13 protein-coding genes are annotated in these 20506 nt (G+C 63.6%); 8 read left to right on the top strand and 5 right to left on the bottom strand.

Annotation, left to right across the window (positions count from 1 at the left end; genetic code table 11):
* Positions 1-14: 14 nt before the first annotated feature.
* Positions 15-2987 carry an efflux RND transporter permease subunit gene (locus tag NO366_RS11590; RefSeq protein ID WP_256530948.1) on the bottom strand — a complete coding sequence of 991 codons (2973 nt, stop codon included), beginning with the start codon at positions 2985-2987 and terminating at the stop codon, positions 15-17.
* Positions 2988-3323: 336 nt separating this feature from the next.
* On the opposite strand from NO366_RS11590, the gene NO366_RS11585 reads away from it, so the two are divergent.
* A complete protein-coding gene (locus tag NO366_RS11585; RefSeq protein WP_256530947.1) occupies positions 3324-3944 on the top strand; it encodes a TetR/AcrR family transcriptional regulator in 621 nt (206 codons plus the stop codon).
* A 730-nt stretch (positions 3945-4674) separates the two neighbouring features.
* Entirely contained in the window at positions 4675-6903 is a 2229-nt protein-coding gene (locus NO366_RS11580) for a CDC48 family AAA ATPase (RefSeq protein WP_256530946.1), read from the top strand.
* Positions 6904-7029: 126 nt separating this feature from the next.
* Here the strand turns inward: NO366_RS11580 and NO366_RS11575 are convergent, their stop codons facing one another.
* Complete coding sequence (locus NO366_RS11575) at positions 7030-7941, bottom strand: DMT family transporter (protein WP_256530945.1); 912 nt, start codon at positions 7939-7941, stop codon at positions 7030-7032.
* A 243-nt stretch (positions 7942-8184) separates the two neighbouring features.
* Positions 8185-8670, bottom strand: a complete 486-nt coding sequence (locus NO366_RS11570) for a DUF7529 family protein (RefSeq protein WP_256530944.1) — start codon at positions 8668-8670, stop codon at positions 8185-8187.
* A 150-nt stretch (positions 8671-8820) separates the two neighbouring features.
* Here NO366_RS11570 and NO366_RS18535 point away from each other — a divergent pair, with 150 nt between their 5' ends.
* The 6 genes from NO366_RS18535 to NO366_RS11530 all read left to right on the top strand — a co-directional run bounded on the left by NO366_RS18535 (position 8821) and on the right by NO366_RS11530 (position 16951).
* Entirely contained in the window at positions 8821-11895 is a 3075-nt protein-coding gene (locus NO366_RS18535) for a dipeptide ABC transporter ATP-binding protein (protein WP_305880591.1), read from the top strand.
* A 189-nt stretch (positions 11896-12084) separates the two neighbouring features.
* Positions 12085-13752 (top strand): ABC transporter substrate-binding protein, encoded by a 1668-nt coding sequence (locus NO366_RS11550; RefSeq protein WP_256530943.1) that lies wholly within the window; start codon positions 12085-12087, stop codon positions 13750-13752.
* An 82-nt stretch (positions 13753-13834) separates the two neighbouring features.
* Positions 13835-14848 carry an ABC transporter permease gene (locus NO366_RS11545; RefSeq protein ID WP_256530942.1) on the top strand — a complete coding sequence of 338 codons (1014 nt, stop codon included), beginning with the start codon at positions 13835-13837 and terminating at the stop codon, positions 14846-14848.
* Positions 14845-15765, top strand: coding sequence for an ABC transporter permease (locus NO366_RS11540; protein ID WP_256530941.1), 921 nt, complete (start codon positions 14845-14847; stop codon positions 15763-15765). Before NO366_RS11545 ends, NO366_RS11540 begins: the two co-directional genes overlap by 4 nt.
* Before the next feature lie 52 nt (positions 15766-15817).
* Positions 15818-16210, top strand: coding sequence for a DUF7268 family protein (locus NO366_RS11535; protein WP_256530940.1), 393 nt, complete (start codon positions 15818-15820; stop codon positions 16208-16210).
* A 117-nt stretch (positions 16211-16327) separates the two neighbouring features.
* The gene (locus NO366_RS11530) at positions 16328-16951 is read left to right on the top strand and encodes a ribonuclease H family protein (RefSeq protein WP_256530939.1); all 624 of its coding nucleotides are present in this window, start codon (positions 16328-16330) and stop codon (positions 16949-16951) included.
* Between the two features lie 73 nt (positions 16952-17024).
* Here NO366_RS11530 and NO366_RS11525 read toward each other — a convergent pair whose 3' ends face one another.
* Together NO366_RS11525 and NO366_RS11520 are read right to left on the bottom strand one after the other, a co-directional pair.
* Positions 17025-18518, bottom strand: a complete 1494-nt coding sequence (locus tag NO366_RS11525) for an oligosaccharide flippase family protein (RefSeq protein ID WP_256530938.1) — start codon at positions 18516-18518, stop codon at positions 17025-17027.
* A 272-nt stretch (positions 18519-18790) separates the two neighbouring features.
* Positions 18791-20275 carry a right-handed parallel beta-helix repeat-containing protein gene (locus NO366_RS11520; RefSeq protein ID WP_256530937.1) on the bottom strand — a complete coding sequence of 495 codons (1485 nt, stop codon included), beginning with the start codon at positions 20273-20275 and terminating at the stop codon, positions 18791-18793.
* Positions 20276-20506: the final 231 nt, after the last annotated feature.

The raw sequence follows: 20506 nt of genomic DNA, 5'->3' as shown, positions 1-20506 counted from the left end.
CGATGCCGAGCCGCTCAGTCGTCTTCGTCGGACGGAAGCCCATCGGTGGACACGTCCGCCGAACCGGCCTGTCCGCCGTCGCTGGCCGCAACGTTCGTGCCCGCCGCGTCGAACGAGACGTCGTCGGGACCAAGGTACTTCGTCCAGAGCACGAGCAGGCTCGGCAGGACGAGCACGCTCGCGAGGAACGCGTAGATGATCGTCATCCCGGTGATGATGCCGAACTGCTGGAGCGGCGGGAGGATGGCGAACGCGAGGACGCCGAACCCGCCGACGGTCGTTGCAGCGCTCCCGAGCAGTGCGCCGCCTGTCCCGGTGATCGTCCGGGACATCGCCTCCCAGACCGAGCCCGTCCGTTCGAGTTCCAAGTTGTAGCGTTCACTGACGTGGATGCTGTAGGCCACGCCGAGACCGACCGTGAGGCTCGTGATCATCCCCGTCATGACGTTGAACGGGATTCCGGTGAGGTACATCGTCCCCAGAATCCACGAGACGCTGAAGACGACGGGCATCAGCGTGACCGCACCGAGGGTCGCGCTGCCTTCCGTGATCCGGTAGGTGAGCATGAGGAACGCGAAGACGGCCACGAGCGTGATCAGCAGGCTCTCGATGACCGTGTCCATCAACTGGTCCGAGATGATGTCGAAGAGGATCGACTGACCGGTCGCGATCGCGGTGACGCCAGCCGTCCCGTCGATATCGTCGGCGATCTGTTGCATCTCGTCCGTGACGTCGCTCATCGCCGCCGTCCCCTGCGTCGAGATAACCATCCGGACGCCCTGGTACTCGCCATCGTCGGTCCGGTCGATCACGTTGGACGCTTCGGTGGGCGCAGTCGCGAACAGGGCATCGTAGACACCCTCGACGTTCTGGTCTGGGACCATGTCGCCGTTGGTGTCTGCCGCGGTGAGCGTCGCGTTGAACGATTCGTTCTCCGCGGCGACCGCCTGCATCGTTCGAACCGGACTCTCGAGATCGGCGTCACCGCTCCCGAGCGTCGCAACGACGCTGTTGTTCGCGGCCTCGCGCTCGGCCTCGTGAATCCGTTGTAACGTCTGTGGATCCGTGACGCCGTCACCTTGAACCACGATCTGCGCCTGTGCGTCCTCGCGGACGAAATTCTCGTTGACGAAGTCCAGGTTCTCCTTCATCGTGTACTCGGCCGGTTTGAACGGTTCCGGCAAGTTTTTCGTCCACTCGGGTGGGTCCTCGGCGATGAAGTCCTCCTGGTCGAAGGTCGTGTCGACCTGCGTGGCGCCGTAGGCACCGCCGGCACTCACGAGCAGCGCGATCAGGATGACGGCGATCGGTGCGCGTCGTGCCGCCGCCGAACCGACGCCGAGTACCTGACTGAATCGGCCGCCTCCGGTCCCGAAGGCTCGTTTCTTGCGATCGAACCCGCGGTTCTCGAAGAACTCGTCGAGTTCGACCTTGATCGCCGGGATCAACGAACCGAAGATGAGCAACGCGGCGGTGATACCGGCCGCGCTCACTACCCCGAAGTCCTGGATCGGCGGAACGGGGCTGGTGAGGTTCGAGAGGAACCCGATGACGGTCGTCGCCGTCACCCAGACGAGGGCGATGCCGACGCCGACCAGGGCGATCCGCATCGATCCGCGAGTGTCCTCCTCGCCGTACTCGCCACCGTCGTGTCGCTGTTCGCGGTGACGCATGAAGATGTGGATCGCGTAGTCGATCGAGAGCCCGATCAGCAAGACGGGAACGGCGATGAAGATCTGGTTGAAACTGATCCCCGCCCAGCCCATGAACCCGAACGTCCAGACGAGGACGGCGACGATACCGAACACCCCGAGGAGTATATCGAGGACGTCTCGGTAGGCGACGATTAGGGCGAGGACGACGAACAACAGCGCCAGTGGGCCGACGATCGACAGGCTGTCACCCATCGAGTTGTTGATCTCCTCGGTCATGACACCGCCACCGAAGATCATGACCTCGGTTCCGGGGGCGTCGTCCGCGTTCGCTATCGACCGCATCTCGAGCTGGGCGTCGACGATCGACTGCGGCATCGAGCCCGTCTGGGCACCACCCCCACCACCCTCCATCTGGTGGGTGACGAGCAGCATCGTCGCGTTCGCGCTCGTCGAGCCGACGTCGTACTCGACCGGCATGAACGCGAGCCCGTTCAACTGACTCGTTTCGTCCTCACTCAGAACGGTGTCGAGAGTGCGCTCGTACGTCGACCCGTTCATCGACTCGATCGCGTCGATCTGGTCGGCAAGTGACGGCGTGGAGCCGTTCTGCATGGCTTCCTGCCGGTCCCGCAACCGCTGGCTGCGTTCGCTCAGTTGGTCGTACTCGGTCTCGAGGACGCCCTGCGTACCAACCTGGTACGCCGTCTCGACCTGCGTCTGGTTCTGTGCGTTCTGCAGCATCCCGACGGCCCGCTCGAACGTCTCGTAGTGCGATTCGTTCAGTTCGACGGGCGAATTCTGGTTCGCCGTCTCGAACGCGTCTCGCGCCGACGACGACTGGCCGTCTCGAATGGAATCGAGCGACGTGCTGAGCGCCCCAGCGGTCGCGTTCAATTCGTCCCGACGCTGCTGGACCGAGGCGGCCTCCTCCTGCAACTCGCGCTGTTGGTCACCGGAAATCGCTGTGATCGCGACGAGATTCGCCACTCCGATCGAGGGTTGCTCGTCAGCGAGAGTGCGATTGATCGTCTCGTCGTCTCTGAACGACTGCTGGAGTTCGAGTTGTGAGACGAGCGACTCCTTCGTGAGTACGTCGTCGCCCCTGACGATCACCTGGGCCGTCGTGCCGTTCTGCTCCGCACCGCCGAAGTTGTTCTGGGCGTAGGTAAGCGCCTGCGATTGCTCCGTATCGCTCTGGAACGCGTCGAGCGATGACGTCTGGTCGACCATCCCAGCCCCAGCGCCCATGACGACGGTGAGAATCAGCATAATTCCGATCACGGCCTTGCTGTGGCCCATGATCGCCCCTGTCAGACGGTCCACCCAGCTCATGGAAGACCCCGCCCCCCGTTCGTCGCCGCGTCGATCACCGGCCGCGCGTCGTCGATCATCTTGTAACTGAATATTCAATCAGGACTTAAGAACCTTCTCACTTCACCCGATCCGCAGCGAATCGGAATGTGGCGCCCAGCGCCACGCTCCTCGGATAATCCGGTCTCGGAGACCGTCCGTAGTCGATCGCGTCGGTCCGACCGGACCCACCCGCCTCCAACCCGGTTCGACCCGGTGACTGACTATTCAATCAATTTTTATAGCCGGCGTGAGTACGGGCACTAGCATGGACTGTGGGATGTCAGGACCCGGGCACGCGAACGGCCGTGTGGTGCGATGAACCAGACGTCGTCGTTTCTCGACGATCCGGACGACACCCGAGAGGCGATCATGCGGGCGACGTACGTCGCACTCGGGAAGCACGGCTACTCGGACCTGACGATCCAGCGGATCGGTGACGAGTTCTCCAAGAGCAAGTCGTTACTGTACCACCACTACGACAGCAAAGACGACCTGCTACTCGACTTTCTCGAGTTTATGTTGAACCAGCTCGAAGAGCAGTTACCGGTGTACAGGGACAGTGGCGCAGACGACCACATCCAGGACATCGTCGACCAGACGTTCGTGTTCGGCGACAGCCACGCACCGGACGACTTCGTGCGCGCGATCCTCGAACTCCGGACCCAAGCAGCCCACGACGACGAATTTCGATCCTACTTCACCCGAAGCGATCAGTTCGTCCGAAAACACGTCGCCCACACGATTCGTTCGGGCATCGAACAGGGTATCTTTCGTGACGTCGATCCACAGGAGACGGCAGCGCTCTTTCAACTCACCTTCGTCGGCACGATGACCCAGCGGGTGACGAGCGACGACGAAGTACTGGACGACGCGCGGACCGAATTCGAACGGTACGTCCGCGAATGTCTCCTTGCGCCCGAATACGAACGCGAGTAGCCGAACGACCGACGACGGCCACTCGCCTCGATGGGCGATAGACCGACCCGGCTCCAGGGACGGATCCATCTCGCTGCCCCATGGGAACGTCCTGCCGCCGTCGCCTGCACGCGACGCCAACCGGTGCCCGTCCGCGTTCACGGACCTGGCTCGATTTCTCGCCCGATTATCGATTCGGCTCGAAGAGAGCCGGATACCATCCGATGGAAATGGGCCGATTACTCCGAGGAGTCCGACCCGTCTGGAAACAGAGGTTCGTTCCGAACTATCGGGAAACGGCCCTGACGGCAGGATACATCCAGTTTACCGTGTCGTTCGCACACCCACCAGGGTGACCGTCCAGGCCAATATTTTGTATAGCGCCATAGGATTCACGTGACAGAATAACACGACACCATATAAAGGACCCTGGTGGATGGTTCGATAGCCCCATCGCATCGACTCGTTCGTCCGATAGTGGCGTGCGGAGGCGGGACGACAGTTTTCCGACAGCTCCCTCGTTCGAACTCGCCGACAGCTACCCCCGCGTCGCACGACCACGCCCGATCACCAGCCAATCGATCGCCCGTTCCCCCCCACGATCCGATCGATCCCGATCGACGCGTGATGGCAGTAACCCTAAGGGCGTTCGAGTCCAGGTACCACGTGTGAACGCCAACCCGTGGCATCGTGAGCAAAAGAGCTATCCGGCGAGCAACCGGAGTATCGGCAACGTCGCCCACCACTACCCATGAACGAAGTGCAACTGGAGGTCGCAAAAGCGTATCCGAACGACTCGGGTCGAGGAATCGCCCGTCTCGATCCAGATACGCTGTTGCATCTGAAGCTGAGTCCCGGAGACATCATCGAGATCGAGGGGGCCAACACGACCGCGGCCAAGGTCTGGCGGGCCGACCGACAGGACTGGAACACGGATACCGTCCGCATCGACGGTTTCACGCGCCAGAACGCCGAGGTCGGCATCGGCGAGCGCGTGACGATCCGAAAGGCGGAGGCGACGAAGGCGGACTCGCTCGTCCTCGCGCCCCCGGAAGAGGCGTCGGTACAGTTCGGTTCCGACGCCGCAGGGATGGTCAAACGACAGATCTTGAAGCGGCCAGTCGTCGAGCGCGACATCGTCCCCGTGATGAGCTCGACGAACCACCCGTTCATGCGCTCGCCCGGACAGGCGATCCCACTGATCTCGGTCGAGACCGAGCCCGACGGCGTCGTCCTCATCACAGAGGACACGGACGTCGAACTCCGCGAAGAGCCCATCTCCGGCTTCGAGAAGACCGGGGGCGGCATCACGTACGAAGACATCGGCGGCCTGCAAAACGAGATTCAGCGGGTCCGCGAGATGGTGGAACTCCCGATGAAGCACCCACAGATCTTCAAGAAGCTTGGCATCGAGCCGCCTCAGGGTGTGCTCTTACACGGACCGCCAGGGACCGGGAAGACGCTACTCGCGAAGGCCGTCGCCAACGAGACGTCGGCCTCGTTCTTCTCGATCGCTGGCCCGGAGATCATCTCGAAGTACTACGGTGAATCCGAACAGCAACTCAGGGAGATCTTCGAGGACGCGAGTGAGGAGTCGCCAGCGATCATCTTCATCGACGAACTCGACTCCATCGCGCCCAAGCGCGAGGACGTCACTGGCGAGGTCGAACGCCGCGTCGTCGCCCAGCTACTGACGATGATGGACGGCCTCGAATCCCGCGGCCAGGTCATCGTCATCGCGGCGACCAACCGGGTCGACAGCGTCGACCCCGCCCTCAGACGGCCGGGGCGGTTCGACCGCGAGATCGAGATCGGCGTCCCCGACGAGACCGGCCGCGAGGAGATCCTCCAGATCCACACGCGCGGCATGCCGCTTTCCGACGACGTCAACCTCTCGCGATTGGCCGACGACACGCACGGCTTCGTCGGCGCCGACATCGAGAGCCTCACCAAGGAAGCCGCGATGAAGGCACTGCGTCGCTACCTGCCGGAGATCGACCTGGACGAAGAGGACATCCCGCCGAGCCTCATCGACCGGATGATCGTCAAGCGTGACGACTTCGCCGGTGCGTTGAACGAGGTCGAACCCTCGGCGATGCGCGAAGTGCTGGTCGAGCTCCCGAAAGTCTCCTGGGACGACGTCGGGGGCCTCCACGAGGCCAAAGAAAAGGTGAAGGAGTCGGTCGAGTGGCCCCTCAACAGCCCCGAGAAGTTCGGCCGCCTGGGTATCGACCCGCCGGCTGGCGTCCTGCTGTACGGCCCGCCGGGGACCGGCAAGACGCTCATGGCGAAAGCCGTCGCCAACGAGACTAACGCAAACTTCATCTCCGTGCGCGGTCCGCAACTGCTCTCGAAGTGGGTCGGCGAGTCGGAGAAGGCGATCCGCCAGACCTTCCGCAAGGCACGACAGGTGTCGCCGACCGTGATCTTCTTCGACGAGCTCGACGCACTGGCGCCGGGCCGGGGCGGCGAGGTCGGTTCGAACGTCTCCGAGCGCGTCGTCAACCAGCTGCTAACCGAACTCGACGGGCTGGAAGACATGGGCGACGTGATGGTCGTCGGCGCGACCAACCGCCCCGACATGATCGATCCCGCGCTGCTCCGATCCGGCCGCTTCGACCGCCTCGTCATGATCGGCGAACCGGACACCGACGGACGCGAGCGCATCCTCGAGATCCACACCGAGGACACGCCGCTGGCCGCGGACGTCAGTCTGCGCGAGATCGCCGAGATCACGGACGGCTACGTCGGCTCCGACCTCGAATCGATCGGCCGCGAGGCAGCCATCGAGGCCCTCCGCGAGGACGACGGCGCCGAGGTCGTCGAGATGCGTCACTTCCGCCAGGCGCTCGAGAACGTCCGTCCGACGATCACGGAGGACATCCTGGAGTACTACGAGGGCATCGAAGACCAGTTCCGTGGCGGCACCACGACCGCCCCGACCGGCGGCCGCCGCGGCAGTCGCATCGGCTTCCAATAACGCGCCGATCGGTTCCCAAATTCGCTCGGAGTGCCCGACCAAAACCCATTTTCACCTGTCCGCGAAAGTGTGCGCTCCATCTTCGTCGCATCCTGCCACGTCAGCGGGGCCAGAGGCGCAGTCCGCTCACCGCGATAACGAGGCGATTTCCCGCCGAATCGCGTCGCGTTTTACGAGGAGGAACCCGACGAAGATGAATCCGAAGCCGACCATCGTCGGGGCGTCCACCGCTTGCCCGAGGTAGAGCCAGCCGACGATCGCTGCGACGATGGGAGCCACGTACGAGACCATGTTGATCTCGACGGCGCCGAGTCGTTCCAGCAGGTCGAAGTAGATCAGAAAACCGATCGCGCTCGAGACGATCGAGAGGTACGCGAGCGCCCCGAGGGCCTCCACCTGCAACCAGTCCTCGACGACGAATCGTTCGCCGATACCGGCGCTCATGAGGTGCATGATCGCCGCGCCGCCGAGCATCGACCAGGCCTCCATCGTTTCGATTGGCATGTCCGCCTCGATCCGACGCGTAAGGACGCTCCCGAGGGCGAACGCCGCCGCAGCACCGAATACGAGCAGGTTGGCGACCGTGCCGGGTGCGAGCACGTTCGAGGGATCAGGCCGGGAGATGACCAACACGCCCACCAGGCCGACGCCGACACCGACCACGCCGACTGGCGAGAGAGCATCTTGCGGGACGAGCGCGCGAGCGAATCCGGTCGTGAGTACCGGTGAGAGACTCACGAGGACGGCCGCGGCAGCCGCCGTCGTGTTCACCTGGCCCACGAAGAGGAACGCGTGGTAGACCGCGATCATGAGGATGGCACCGGCGGCCACGGTCAGCCACTCCGCACGACTGCGCGGAACCGGATCCGCGACGACGGTCGCCGCGTACGTGAGCATGATAATCCCAGCGACGTCGTAGCGAACGGCCGCGAAAAGAACCGGTGGGAGGTAGGCTAGTCCGGCGTCGATGGCGACGAAGGCCGATCCCCAGGCGAACGCGAGTACGAGAAACAGCGTGGCGGTTCGATACTGACTCACGGCGTACTATCCGAATCGGGGTAACGTATCGATTTCGATTCGAAGGATCCGCCGTCCGTCACCCCGTTCGAACGGCCAGGTTCAGTGGTGGGTTCGGCCTGTCAGAACAGTGCGAACCAGATCGGAACACTGGCGCAGGGTAAAGTGTTCGAACCGACGTCGGTGTCGCTCGAGACCGCAGTCGTGTGGTGGCAGTTTCGAGAGCGGGGTCGAGATCAGCGGTACCCCGCCACGGGAATCCGCCTAGTCCAGAAATCGATCCGGGACGAAGAGGTCGACCGCATCGTGGTCGAACACGACGAAGTCGTCGTTCAATCGACGACAAAAGACGCGGAACGTGCCCGCTTCGGAGGCTGTTTCTATGACCGCTCTAGCGCCGGCCAGTTCGAAATACGCGGGAACGAACGCTGCAGACTCGGCTACAGGATCGGTTTCGACGATCAGAAGGTACTGCATCTCTCCCGTCGGGGCGGCAAACACTTCGACGTCGGTGAACGTGTGCGCCGCGGTGAGCGATTCGAGCGCTTCGTACTCGGAACCGGAGAGGAGCACGTCGAGCCCGGTACGCCGCTCGGAGTCGACGAGTACGCAGTCTCCAGGGTGGAGTTCGAGTGTCGACCATCCACGATCGCGGTACGCCGCAGCTGTCGACTCCATGTCGTCCAGGACGGATCGCCAGCTGTCAGTCGTCCGGATCGTATCGGGGGGTACGCAGCCCGGAGTATCCATGCATTCTTCGGTAGTGCATTCGGATATAAAAGTTGCCCTCCATTCCTCGAAGGTTTAAGTGAAGTCGAATAACACGACACACCCATTTCAGACAAATGAATATATATGGCTCCAAAAGGTATTTCTTCGCCGGCACCCGTGTAGCTGCCAGTGACAGATCTCCTCTCCATTTCGAACCTGCGAACGCAGTTCAGAACGAATCGAGGTGACGTAAAGGCTGTCGACGGCGTCGATCTCACGATCGAAGAAGGTGAGACGGTAGGGCTCGTGGGCGAGTCAGGATCGGGCAAGAGCGTAACGGCCCTGTCGGCGATGGACCTGGTCGACGAACCGGGCGACATCGTCGACGGTCGTGTGACCTTCAGAGAACCCGCGCTCGCGGCGGAGTTGGCTGACGAGTACGACGACGCCGTCTCGTCGTATCCGATCGAGCGTATCGAGGCGATGTGGCGCATCACCGACGAACTCAGGGGGGAAACCGAAACCGATAGAGCGCCACAGGAACTCCGCGGGATCGCCGCCGAGGTTCGAGACGTGGACGGGCGCGACCGAGGCAGGGACGAGTTCGCGACGGAGCTCGAAGAGGCTGCCTCGATCGCAGAAGACAACCACGAGGCTGCCGCCGACGCGGTCGACGACGCTATCGCACGGGCGACGGACGGCTTCGTCTACATCGATACGAACGCGCTCGAACGATACCGTGACACCGGGGGCGACGCGACACTCGTCGGGGCGACCCGGGCCGACGGACTCGATGGAATCGGTCCAGACGACGGTTCGGAAGCCGTCGACGAAGAACGGATCCGTCTCGACGACGCCCTCGTCGATCTGACCACGGCACCAGAAGAAGCGATGCGAACTGCTCGTGGCGGCTCGATGGGGATGATTTTCCAGGACCCGATGACGTCGCTGAACCCCGCGGTTACCGTCGGCGAACAGGTCGCCGAGTCGCTCCGACTCCACCAGTACGGGGGCCAAAAACCCGATACCTGGGTGAACGCGATCCGCGAAATTGTGCCGAAGATCGGCGGCCGGGCGTTCGACGAGGAGATCACCGACGACGTCGTCGAAATCCTGACCGAGGTCGGTATCCCCGAGGCGACGACGCGTCTAGACGAGTACCCTCACGAGTTTTCCGGCGGCATGCGCCAGCGCGTACTCATCGCCATCGCACTCGCGTGTCGCCCCAGCCTCCTGATCGCTGACGAACCGACGACCGCACTCGACGTCACGATTCAGGCGCAGATCCTCGAACTCATCGACGAGCTTCAGGACGAGTTTGGCATGTCAGTTCTGATGATTACACACGATCTGGGCGTCGTCGCGGAGACGTGCGACCGCGTCGCCGTGATGTACGCCGGCGAGATCGTCGAGGAAGGACCAGTCGAAGAGATCTTCCACAATCCGAGTCATCCCTACACCTACACCTTGCTCGAGTCGATCCCGACCGAGGAGAAAGATCGCCTCACACCCATCGAAGGAAACGTTCCCGATCTCATCGACATGCCAGATGGATGCCACTTTGCCGACCGATGTCCGTGGGCCCAACCAGAGTGCCGGACGGGCGAGATTCCGTACCTCCAGCACGGACCTGACGACGTCGACCACCGTTCGAAGTGCATCCTCGAACACTTCGATACGAGCGAGTACGGCACCCAAGGCGTGGCCTCCGCGTCCGAGCACGTGATCGGGGACACCCTCGTAGCGGTCGATAGCGTACGAAAATTCTACGAACAAGAAGAGGGACTGCTCGACCGGTTCTTTGACGAACAACCGAGTGTCAAAGCCGTCGACGACGTGACCTTCACGGTCAGGGAGGGAGAAACCCTCGGCCTCGTCGGCGAATCCGGCTGTGGAAAGTCGACGGCCGGGCGTGCACTGTTGCATCTCGATCCACCGACCGACGGAACCGTCGTCTTCGCGGGGGAAACCCTGGGTGACCTCTCGAAGTCGGACCTCCGCGAGATGCGAAAGAACATGCAGATGGTCTTCCAGGATCCAATGTCGAGTCTGGATCCCAGGATGACAGTCGGGCAGACAGTCATGGAGCCGCTGAAGATACACGGCCTCCCCGAGAGCGATCCGGACGTCGAGACACGCGCTGACCTCTCGGTCACGGGACTCACGCCCGAGGCCGTCACCGTCGACGTCGCCGACACCGTCGACGCCCTGCTCGGCAGCACTGACGGCGAGTGTGTCGTTTCGGTCGACGTCTCGGTCACCGACGACGAGGTAGTCGTCGGCGTCGATGGTGAACTCGACGTTTCGACCGACGTAACCAGAGAGGGCGGACGGATTACGAACGTTCACGTCACGGTGACAGCCGGGAGTTCGACCCGACGAATGCGCCGAAACAGGGTCGTCGCACTCCTCGAAGAAGTCGGACTCGACCGGAGCCAGTACGACCGCTATCCCCACGAGCTTTCCGGCGGTCAGCGCCAGCGGGTCGGAATCGCCCGAGCGCTCGCTGTCGATCCCGACTTCATCGTCGCCGACGAGCCCGTCTCGGCCCTGGACGTCTCCGTACAGGCACAGATCATAAACCTGATGGAAGACCTCCAGGAGCAGTTTGGCCTCACGTATCTCTTCATCGCCCACGACCTCTCGGTGGTCCAGCACATCTCCGACCGGGTCGCCGTCATGTACCTGGGCGAAATCGTCGAAGTGGCCGAAACGGATCTCCTGTTCGAGGAGCCAAAACATCCCTACACCCGGGCGTTACTGTCGGCGATCCCGGAACCCGATCCGCTGGCCGACACGAGCGATCGGACGATCCTCGAGGGTGACGTGCCGTCACCCATCGACCCGCCGTCCGGCTGTCACTTCCGGACGCGCTGTCCGGCCGTGATCCCACCAGAGGATCTCCACATCGAACAGAAACGCTATCGCGAGGTGATGTTCTACCGACAGCGCGTCGAAGCGCGAGACATCGATCTCGAGGCTATCCGAGCGGACGCAACGGTCCCGAAAGCCGAGCAAGGCGCCGTCGCAGACGGCGGTGACGCGTTCCAGGCGGCGATCCGCGAGGAGTTCTTCTCCGGACCGCTCTCCGGAGCGGCCGATCGGGCGGTCACCGAATCGATCGAGTGCCTCGACGCGCACGACTGGGAGGGCGCCGAAGCAGTGCTTCACGAGACGTTCGAGAGCGTCTGCGAACGCGAACACCCCGTCACAGGGGACGGAACCCACCCCGTAGCCTGCCACCTCTTTCCGGACGAATCGTGATCGAGGGAGTTGCCCGGTCGTTCGGTAGTCGGAACCGCGTATCGATCTTCGGTCACCACCAGCACCCGACTCGGTCTCGTCTCTACAAAACGATCAACCAATATAGCCATCTATCGCCAATTTAGGACTCCCACTATATAATCTCGTACACCGGTACCCTTATCTATTTCGCACATAACTTGTCACAACATGGAAGGTGCTACTAACGACGACGCTTCCAGACGGAGTTTCCTGAAGGCGACAGGCACTGCAACCGTGGCGGCCACGTCTATGGGATCGCTCGCTGGCTGTCTCGACAACGATCCCGACGACGATGAGGGTGAGACAGGGAGTGCAACGCTACGATACGGTCGTGGCGCCCACTCGCAGACGCTCGACCCACAGAATTCGACCAGTGGTGAAGTCGCGAAAGTAACCAACCAGATTTACGACGGGTTGCTCGACTTCGAGCCCGGTGGCTCGGCGCTCGTCGAGAGTCTCGCCACCGACTGGGAGATGGAGGGTGACTCCGTCACCATCACGCTCCGCGAGGACGCCCAGTTCGACGACGGAACCGATTTCACCGCCGACGACTTCATCGCGACGTATCGCCGGTTCGTCGACGAGGACTACGAGTACTACCTGGAGGAGTCGTCCGCCTACGGTCCACTCATGCTCGGAAACTGGATCGACTCCATCGAGACTGACGGCGACTATACGCTGAACATCACGCTGACGCAGACGTACGCGCCGTTCCTGCGCAACCTCGGTATGTTCGCGACCGCCGTCTTGCCGAAGGACGGCATCGAGAGCGATTTCGACTTCAACGGCGATGCCAACGGAACTGGCCCGTTCCAGCTCGAGACGCTCGACAACGCGAACGGTCGCATCCGCCTCACCCCCAATGAGAACTACTGGGGGGAGGGCCCGGAGGTCGACGAAGTACTGTTCCTCGAATACGGAGAGCCCAACTCGCGTGCGCAGGCGCTCACCGAAGACGAAGTCGAAATCGTCGACACGCTCAACCCAAGCGCCATCTCGATCGTCGAAGACAGCGATACCGCCACGATCGAGGAGGTACAGGGAATCAACATCGGGTACATGTCGTTCAACATGTCCCGCGTCGAGGCGTTCCGCGACGCCCGAGTTCGGCGCGCCATCAGCCACGCGATCGATACCGAGTCGATCGTCACCGAGGTCTATTCCGGCATCGCCGACCAGGCCAGCCAGCCGTGTCCCCCAACTATCGGCTTCGGGCACAACGACGATCTCGATCCGTACGAATACGACACGGATCAGGCCCAGACGCTGCTCGAGGAGGCCGGCTACGGCGACGGTTTCTCGTTCACACTGACGACGTTCCAGAACTCGCGGGGGTACAACCCCGCGCCGACGTCGACCGCCGAGACGATCAGGACGAACCTGAGTGACGTGGGAATCGACGTTACGATCGACGACCGGCCGTTCGGCGACTACCTCGAGTACACGGGAGCCGGCAACCACGATGCATCGCTCGCAGGCTGGTACACCGACAACGCCGATCCGGACAACTTCTACTACGCCCTGTTGCACCCACAGGTCGAACCGCCGGAGGGTCAGGATTACATCGACAGCTTCGACGTCACCGACTACAACACGTCGAACCGATCCGCGTGGGCCAACACGGAGTTCATGGATCTCATAGAGCAGGGCCAGCAAACCGCGGATCAGGACGAGCGTCAGGAACTCTACTACGAAGCCGCACAGATCGCCTACGACGAGGCACCGTGGGTGTACATCGACTACGCACAGGAGATCCGCGGCGTTCACGAGACTGTCAGTGAGTACCCCGTCTCGGCTATCAGCGGTCCGCACCTCCACCTCGTGACGCTAGAGTAGCGAAGCGGTGTCGATTTTACGGGAGTTCTAATTGGTTTTTCTACAGTAACATTTTAGGATATTCGCCCCAGTGTTCAGGCGTATGATATCGAAACGCTTCATCGCGAAGCGGATCCTGTTGCTAGGGCCGGTTCTCTTCGGCGTCGCAACGTTCGTCTTCGCGATTTTGCAAATTTCTCCGGGGGACCCGGCGGTCACCATCGCAGGCAATCGGGCCAGTCAGGAGTTCGTCGAACAAATCAGAGCCGATCTCGGGCTGGACGACCCCCTCTGGCAACAGTATCTTCGATTCCTCTGGGACACGGTCCGCCTCGATTTCGGCCAGTCCTACCAGATCCAGCGTGGGACACCGGTCACGGAGATTCTCGCCGGGCGGCTCCCGATCACGATCGAGCTCGCTGTCCTCGGATTGATCGCCGGATTGGCGTTCGGGCTGCCACTCGGGATCGTAAGCGGCGTCAAACAGGACACGTTCACCGATCATTTTTCCCGTATCGGTGCCCTCGCCGGGATCAGCGTCCCGATCTACTGGAGTGGTCCACTGCTCATCCTGCTGTTCGCTGTCTTCCTCGACGTCTTCCCGACGAGCGGTCGAATCGGCTCGACGTACTTCGTCGAACGACGGACCGGATTCATCCTGATCGATACGGTACTCGTCGGCGAGCTGGACGCGTTCGTCTCCGCCGTGCGCCACCTCGCGATGCCGGTGATGGTTCTCGGCATCTACTCGATGGCGTTCATCTCACGGATGATGCGCTCGTCCATGCTCGAAGTCATCAGGCAGGACTACATGCGAACGGCCCGCGCAAAGGGCCAGGGCGCGAAGACGACGGTGATGAAACACGGACTCAGAAACGCGTTCATTCCCGTCATCACCATCATCGGCATTCAGTTCGGATCGATGCTCGGTGGGTCGGTACTCACGGAGACCGTCTTCGAGATCAACGGGATCGGAACGCTTCTAGTATCAGCAATCGAACAGAATGACTACCCTGTCGTTCAGGCGACAGTGCTCGTCTTCGCGCTACTGTACACGCTGGTGAACCTCTTCGTCGACATTACCTACTCCGTACTCGACCCCAGAATAAACCAATGAGCACGACAACCACCACCGAGCGAACGGCGGCGAACCGAAATTTCGTCGACCGGCTCAGAGCGAACCAGTTCCTCATGGAACTGCTCTCGAACCGACTCGCCGTGTTCGGACTCGTGATCATCGTCACGATGTTCGTCATCGCCGTCTACGCCAAACTCACCTACGACATCGATGCGATCACCCGAACGATGTACGGACAGAATCCGAACAGGGGTGCACCGAGCACGGAGTACTGGTTCGGTACCGATGGGCAGGCACGCGACATCTATCCACGCGTCCTCTACGGGGCGTGGTATGCACTCCTGTACGGGACCGCAGCCGTCGTCGCGTCTACGGTGCTTGGAATCGCCGCCGGCACCCTCGCAGCCTACTACGGGACCATCACCGACAATATCATCATGCGGTCGATGGACGTGTTACTATCGTTTCCATCACTACTGCTTGCACTCGCACTCATCACCATCTTCCCCGAATCGTGGGGGCTCTGGCGAGCAGTAGCCGCGCTCACGCTCGTCTACACGCCACGATTCGCCCGCGTCGTCCGGGGTGCAGCACTAAAAGTGCTCGAAGACGAGTACATCGACGCGACGCAGGCGCTGGGGGCGAGCGATCTACGCGTCCTCGTCCGTCACGTCCTGCCGAACTGTCTCGCACCGATCACCGTCCAGGCGACCCTGAACTACGGCCTCGCGATCATCGACATCGCAGCACTCTCGTTCCTCGGGTTCGGTGCCGATCCCGGCGATCCCTCCTGGGGAATGATGCTCTCCGAAGGCGTCGAGAAGGGGATGTTCATGGGTGCGTGGTGGTGGTCGTTCTTCCCCGGCCTGTTCCTCGCGCTGACCGTCCTCGGCTTTAATCTCCTCGGCGACGGCATGCGCGACGCACTGGATCCGCGTATGCGGGAGACGGTCTGACGGCCGGGGAATTCGGCGACGCGTGACGACTCTACTACTCCCAACTGAACTGATGCGTGACGACCAATCGACCGATGCGTTGCGTTCGACTGATCGAATCAGCTACTGGAAACGGCTTCGATATCTCGTCCCCGCCGCTGCCCGCTGGATGGCAGTCGGCGCGATCATCGGGGTCGTCCTCTCGATCGGCTTGCTCACCGTCTCGACGGCGAAAGGGGCAACTGACACCGCGTTCGCGCTCGGCGCACTCCTCCTCGGATTCGGCGTCACCGCCTGGTCGATGGCCGTCGGACTCGGCGAAACCATACGCGGTGTGGGAGCGTTCGTGGACGTATCGAACGGATGGACGGAGATCGGCGCTCGCGAGGCGTTTTTCGTCCTCTCGTGGGCGGGCGCAGGGTGGGTGATCGCTGCGGCGCTTACGTCGATCGCACTCGGCGTCTAGCGGTCGTCGACTGCCGGTCGGCCGTCCTATCGGCTGCATCGACTCTCGAACCGACCACACCTTCGTGGGATGCGACTCGCCCCTACAGTTAAGTCAGTCCGGTTCCGACCGATAGATATGGCCGCGCACGGCCGTCCCGCCCTTCGGGATCTCTTCGACGAGTCGCCGACACCGCACATCGCTCACCACCCTCGCACCCACCACAGGGACTTCTACGTCGCCACGGACGGTTCGTTCAGGACCGCGGGCGGCGGGCTCGGTGCGGTAATCCAGACGCGAGACGGCGCCCACGTCGCCCGACTCTCGCGTCCGGATTCGCCGCCGAACAACAACGTCGCCGAGTACCGGGCGCTGCACCTCGGGCTCGACGTTCTCGCGGCGAGGGCACCACCCGACGCACGCGTCGGCATCCTCGTCGACCACGACGACCTCGCGAGTAACGTCAACGCCGCCATCCTGGCCGCCAGACACCCCGACAGGCGTCCACCACGGCCGTACTCCGTTCCGGCGGCGAGTGCCAACCACTGGCGGGGCATCCGGGCCCGGCTGACCGGATTCGGTGACGTGCGCGCCGCGCGAATCGACAGCGACGACAACCCGGCACATCCGCTCGCAAACTCCCCAGAGCAGTACCGGCACGTCAATCGCGAGCCGATCCGCTGCGTCCGACCCGATCCCGTCGAGTCGACGACGGCCGGCTACCTCCCGCCGTCGCGGGCGAATCGAAACGTCAGTCAGTGACGACGTACGGACGGTCGATCGGGTAGTGTGCCGGTAGTCACGAGCGCTGAGTGGCCTCCCGTCCGTCGCGTTTTCAGAACCAGGCGAGCGCTCGCGCGACGGGTTCGGGGAGCGGACCGACGAGATCGGTCACCTCGGCGGCATCGACGGCCCCGGTCTTCAACGCCAGCGCCGCGTAGAGGACGAACCCGGTCGGCGGAACGACGACGAGCGCGACGAGGCCATCGAGTGCGTACCCGGCCCCGAGGATCGCCGGTGCGGCGAGCAGGGCCGTCGCGAGCGTGGGCCCGGCCCTGATGTCCGCGAGCGGATCGAAGCCGATCGATCTGGCGGCCCGGACGTGGAAGACGGCCATCGAGCCGTAACTCGTCGACGTGGCGACGGCGGCGCCCCACATGCCGTACGGCGGAATCAGCAGGAGGTTCAGGACGAGGTTGAGCGCGGCGGCGGAGCCCGTCGCGGCGATGAGTACCCGAAGTGCACCCTTCGCCTGGCCGACCGAGAACAGCTGTCTGGCGATCGCGAACCCGAACGCGCCGGGCAAGAGGACGAGCAGCGGCCCGACGGCCGGGAGAAAGTCCTCGCCGAAGTAGAGCGCGACGAACGGCTCGGCGAGGGCGGCAACGCCGAGGGCGAACAGGAGCGTGACGACGATCGTGTAGCGCGTCGAGCGTGCGGCGATCTCCTCCACGAGGTCCGTCCGATCTCGCGACCACAGTTCCGAGAGCGAGTGGATAAACACCGTCCCGACGACGATCGGGACGAACCAGAGGAACTCGGATATCTGGAGGCTCGCCCGGTAGAGGCCGGTCTCGTGACTGCCGTAGAACGTCTGCAAGAGCACGACGTCGACGTGATAGAGCGAGAACGTGCCGCCGATCAGGAGAATCGTCAGGCCGTTGTACGCGAACAGTTCGCGGCGAGGAAAGTCCGGAGGCGGACGTTCCAGAACCGCTCGCAGTGCCACGTTGTGCCTGAGCGCAACCGCGCCGGCGACGGCGACGATACCGGACGCGACCGTGAACGCGACGAGGACGGCCGTCACCCCGAATCCGACGGCGAGAGCAAGGACGGCGAATCCGGCGAAGAGGGCCTTCTGGAGGGCGTGTAACCCCTCCGAGGCGGGTTCGCGGCCGAACGCCATCAGTGCGGCTCTGGTCACCGAGTGAAACTGCGTCGTGACGAGCATGCCGCACATGACGAGGAAGTACGTGCCGAACCGGTCGCCGAACAGGCCGCCGACCGCACCCGTCGCCACGCCGGCGAGGACGAGTGCGACCGCGGCGCCGACGAGGACGACCGCCCATCGGACGTAGAAGCCGAACACCCGATCCGCCCAGTCCGGGTAGTCACGCGCCTCCGGAATGTACTTGCGAAGACTCGTGAAGATGCCCGCGTTCGCGACGATCAACAACAGCCACATCGAGGAGGTGACGAACGCGTAATCGCCGTAGCCGTCGCTCCCGACGAACCTGACGAGTACCGGGACGAACGCGACGCCGACGAGTTTGGTGGTGACGTTGCCCCCGAGGACCGCGACGAATCCGCGAAGGAGGCGCGATTTCATCGGTTCGGAGCGCTACCGTGGTCCGGTCCGCTGGATCCGGCGGCCAACCCGCGACCGGTCCTGACGAACGATCGTCGGGCCGTCGCCCGGCCCACGACGGCAACGAGGTCGGAGCGACCCGTCCCACGAGGCACGGAGCACATGGAGGTGACCCACCACGCGCGGCCGGGTAAAACCCGGGCGACGAGACGCGGACCCGAACCGTGCGGTCGAAGCGATGGCTTCAGTTTCCGGACCGCCGACGCAAGCAGCCGGACCGTCGCCGTGACCGCCTATCCCCCAACGTTCGTCCCGACCGCGACGTCCGCCGCGCCGTCCGCGACGGTGATCCCATCGGGCGCGTCGACGACGTTGCCCGTGACGACGCAGCGACTCGCCTCGGCGTCGAGCGAGATGCCGGCCGTCCCGGCGTCGTCGACGACGTTTCCCGTCACGGACGCGAGCGACGTCCCGACGAGCGAGATGGCGGTCTCACCCACCTGGTCGAGAGCGTTCCCCTCGATCACGACGTTCTCCGAGCTGTCGGCCCGGATGCCGCAGTTGCCGCCGCCGTAGAGCTTGCACGTGTTTCCGCTGACGACGACGCCCCGGTCCCAGTCCCTGATCCGGATCAGATCGTTGCCGTCGGCGGGATCGGTGAGCTCTATCACGTTTCCCGTGACCGTCACGGGCGCGGCGTCCAGGTCGGGGTCGGTCGATACGCGAAGGGCCGCGTCCGCGACCCGGTCTTGTACCAGGGTGTTCCCGGCGAACGTCGTCTCGGTTCCCTGGATGCGCGCGATCGAGAGACAGTTCGATCCGGCCTGCAGTGTATTGCCGGTCGCGAGGACGGAGATCGGCCGCTCAGTCGGGCGATTCAGTTTGAGGGCGGACTTCGCCGCGTTCGTGACGTGGTTGCCGATCACCCGCGTTCCGTCGTTCAGTCCCTGTACGACGATACCGTCGCCGTCGGCCTTCGGCGTCACGTCGTCGACGGCGCAGTTTCGGATCGTCACGCCGCCGCCGTCGCCCGCGACGTGGATCCCGTTCGAGACGCCCGTGTTCGGTGCCCGGGCACGGGTCGCGCGGCATGATTCGACCGTCGCGTGGGGTGCGGACATCACGTTGATACAGGCCGTCGACTCGTCCCGGTCGCCCCACTGCGTGACGTGATCGACGGCGACCCGTTCGGCGAGCGCGTGCTCGGCGGCGAGACGGACGCCCTCCATCGCCATCCCGTTGCACTCGACGGTGAGATCGGCGACGCCACCACCGGCCCCGTCGACCGCGAGGGCCCGATCGACTCGCTCGTCCAGCGCGATCGTCGTCGCACCCGCTCCGTCTCCGCGGAGGTTCGTCGAGTCCAGCGAGAGTTCGTCGGTCACGCGGTACGTCCCCTTCGGGAGGTACGCAACGGCGGCACCGTCGGTGTCGATCGCGGACCGAATCGCCTCGGTGTCGTCCGATTCCCCGTCGCCCGTCGCTCCGTAGGCGCGAACGTCCGCGACCGGCGTTTCCCGCGTCCGGAGGTCGTCGACCGTCGTTTCCGCGTAGCGGCGCGTAGCGCGCGACCACGAGTCGCCGTCGCCGTCGAAGACGGCGCCCGTGTCGGTGGCGACGAAGGTCGCCCCGTCGTGCGGGTCGTACGAATCGAGTGCCGCGCGCTCGCCGCGGACGACGAGCCGTCGCTCGATCGTCTCCATATCGGGCGCGTGCGTCCAGTCGGTGTCGCCCCGTTCGTAGACGTGCAGTCCGTGGTTGTGCGTTTTGCGTACCATCGTGATCCCCCGCGGCTACCGCAGCAGGCATCCCCGCGGCTACCGCGTCAGGCACGGCAGACGGGTGAAAGCGACCTGCCTGCAGGCTCCGGTCGGTGCCGAACGCGACCCGCTCCGTCGCGTCACATCCCTTGCACACCGTACAACGTCCGGTTACCAACTGTACGGTCCTCGTTCTACCGACCGCCGCCCGGACGACGTGAGGGCGGCTCGCGTGACGAACCCCCACTG

Source organism: Halovivax cerinus, from assembly GCF_024498195.1.
Classification (GTDB): domain Archaea; phylum Halobacteriota; class Halobacteria; order Halobacteriales; family Natrialbaceae; genus Halovivax; species Halovivax cerinus.
Note: the sequence above shows the minus strand (reverse complement) of the source record. Positions and strands in the feature narration are given on the sequence as shown.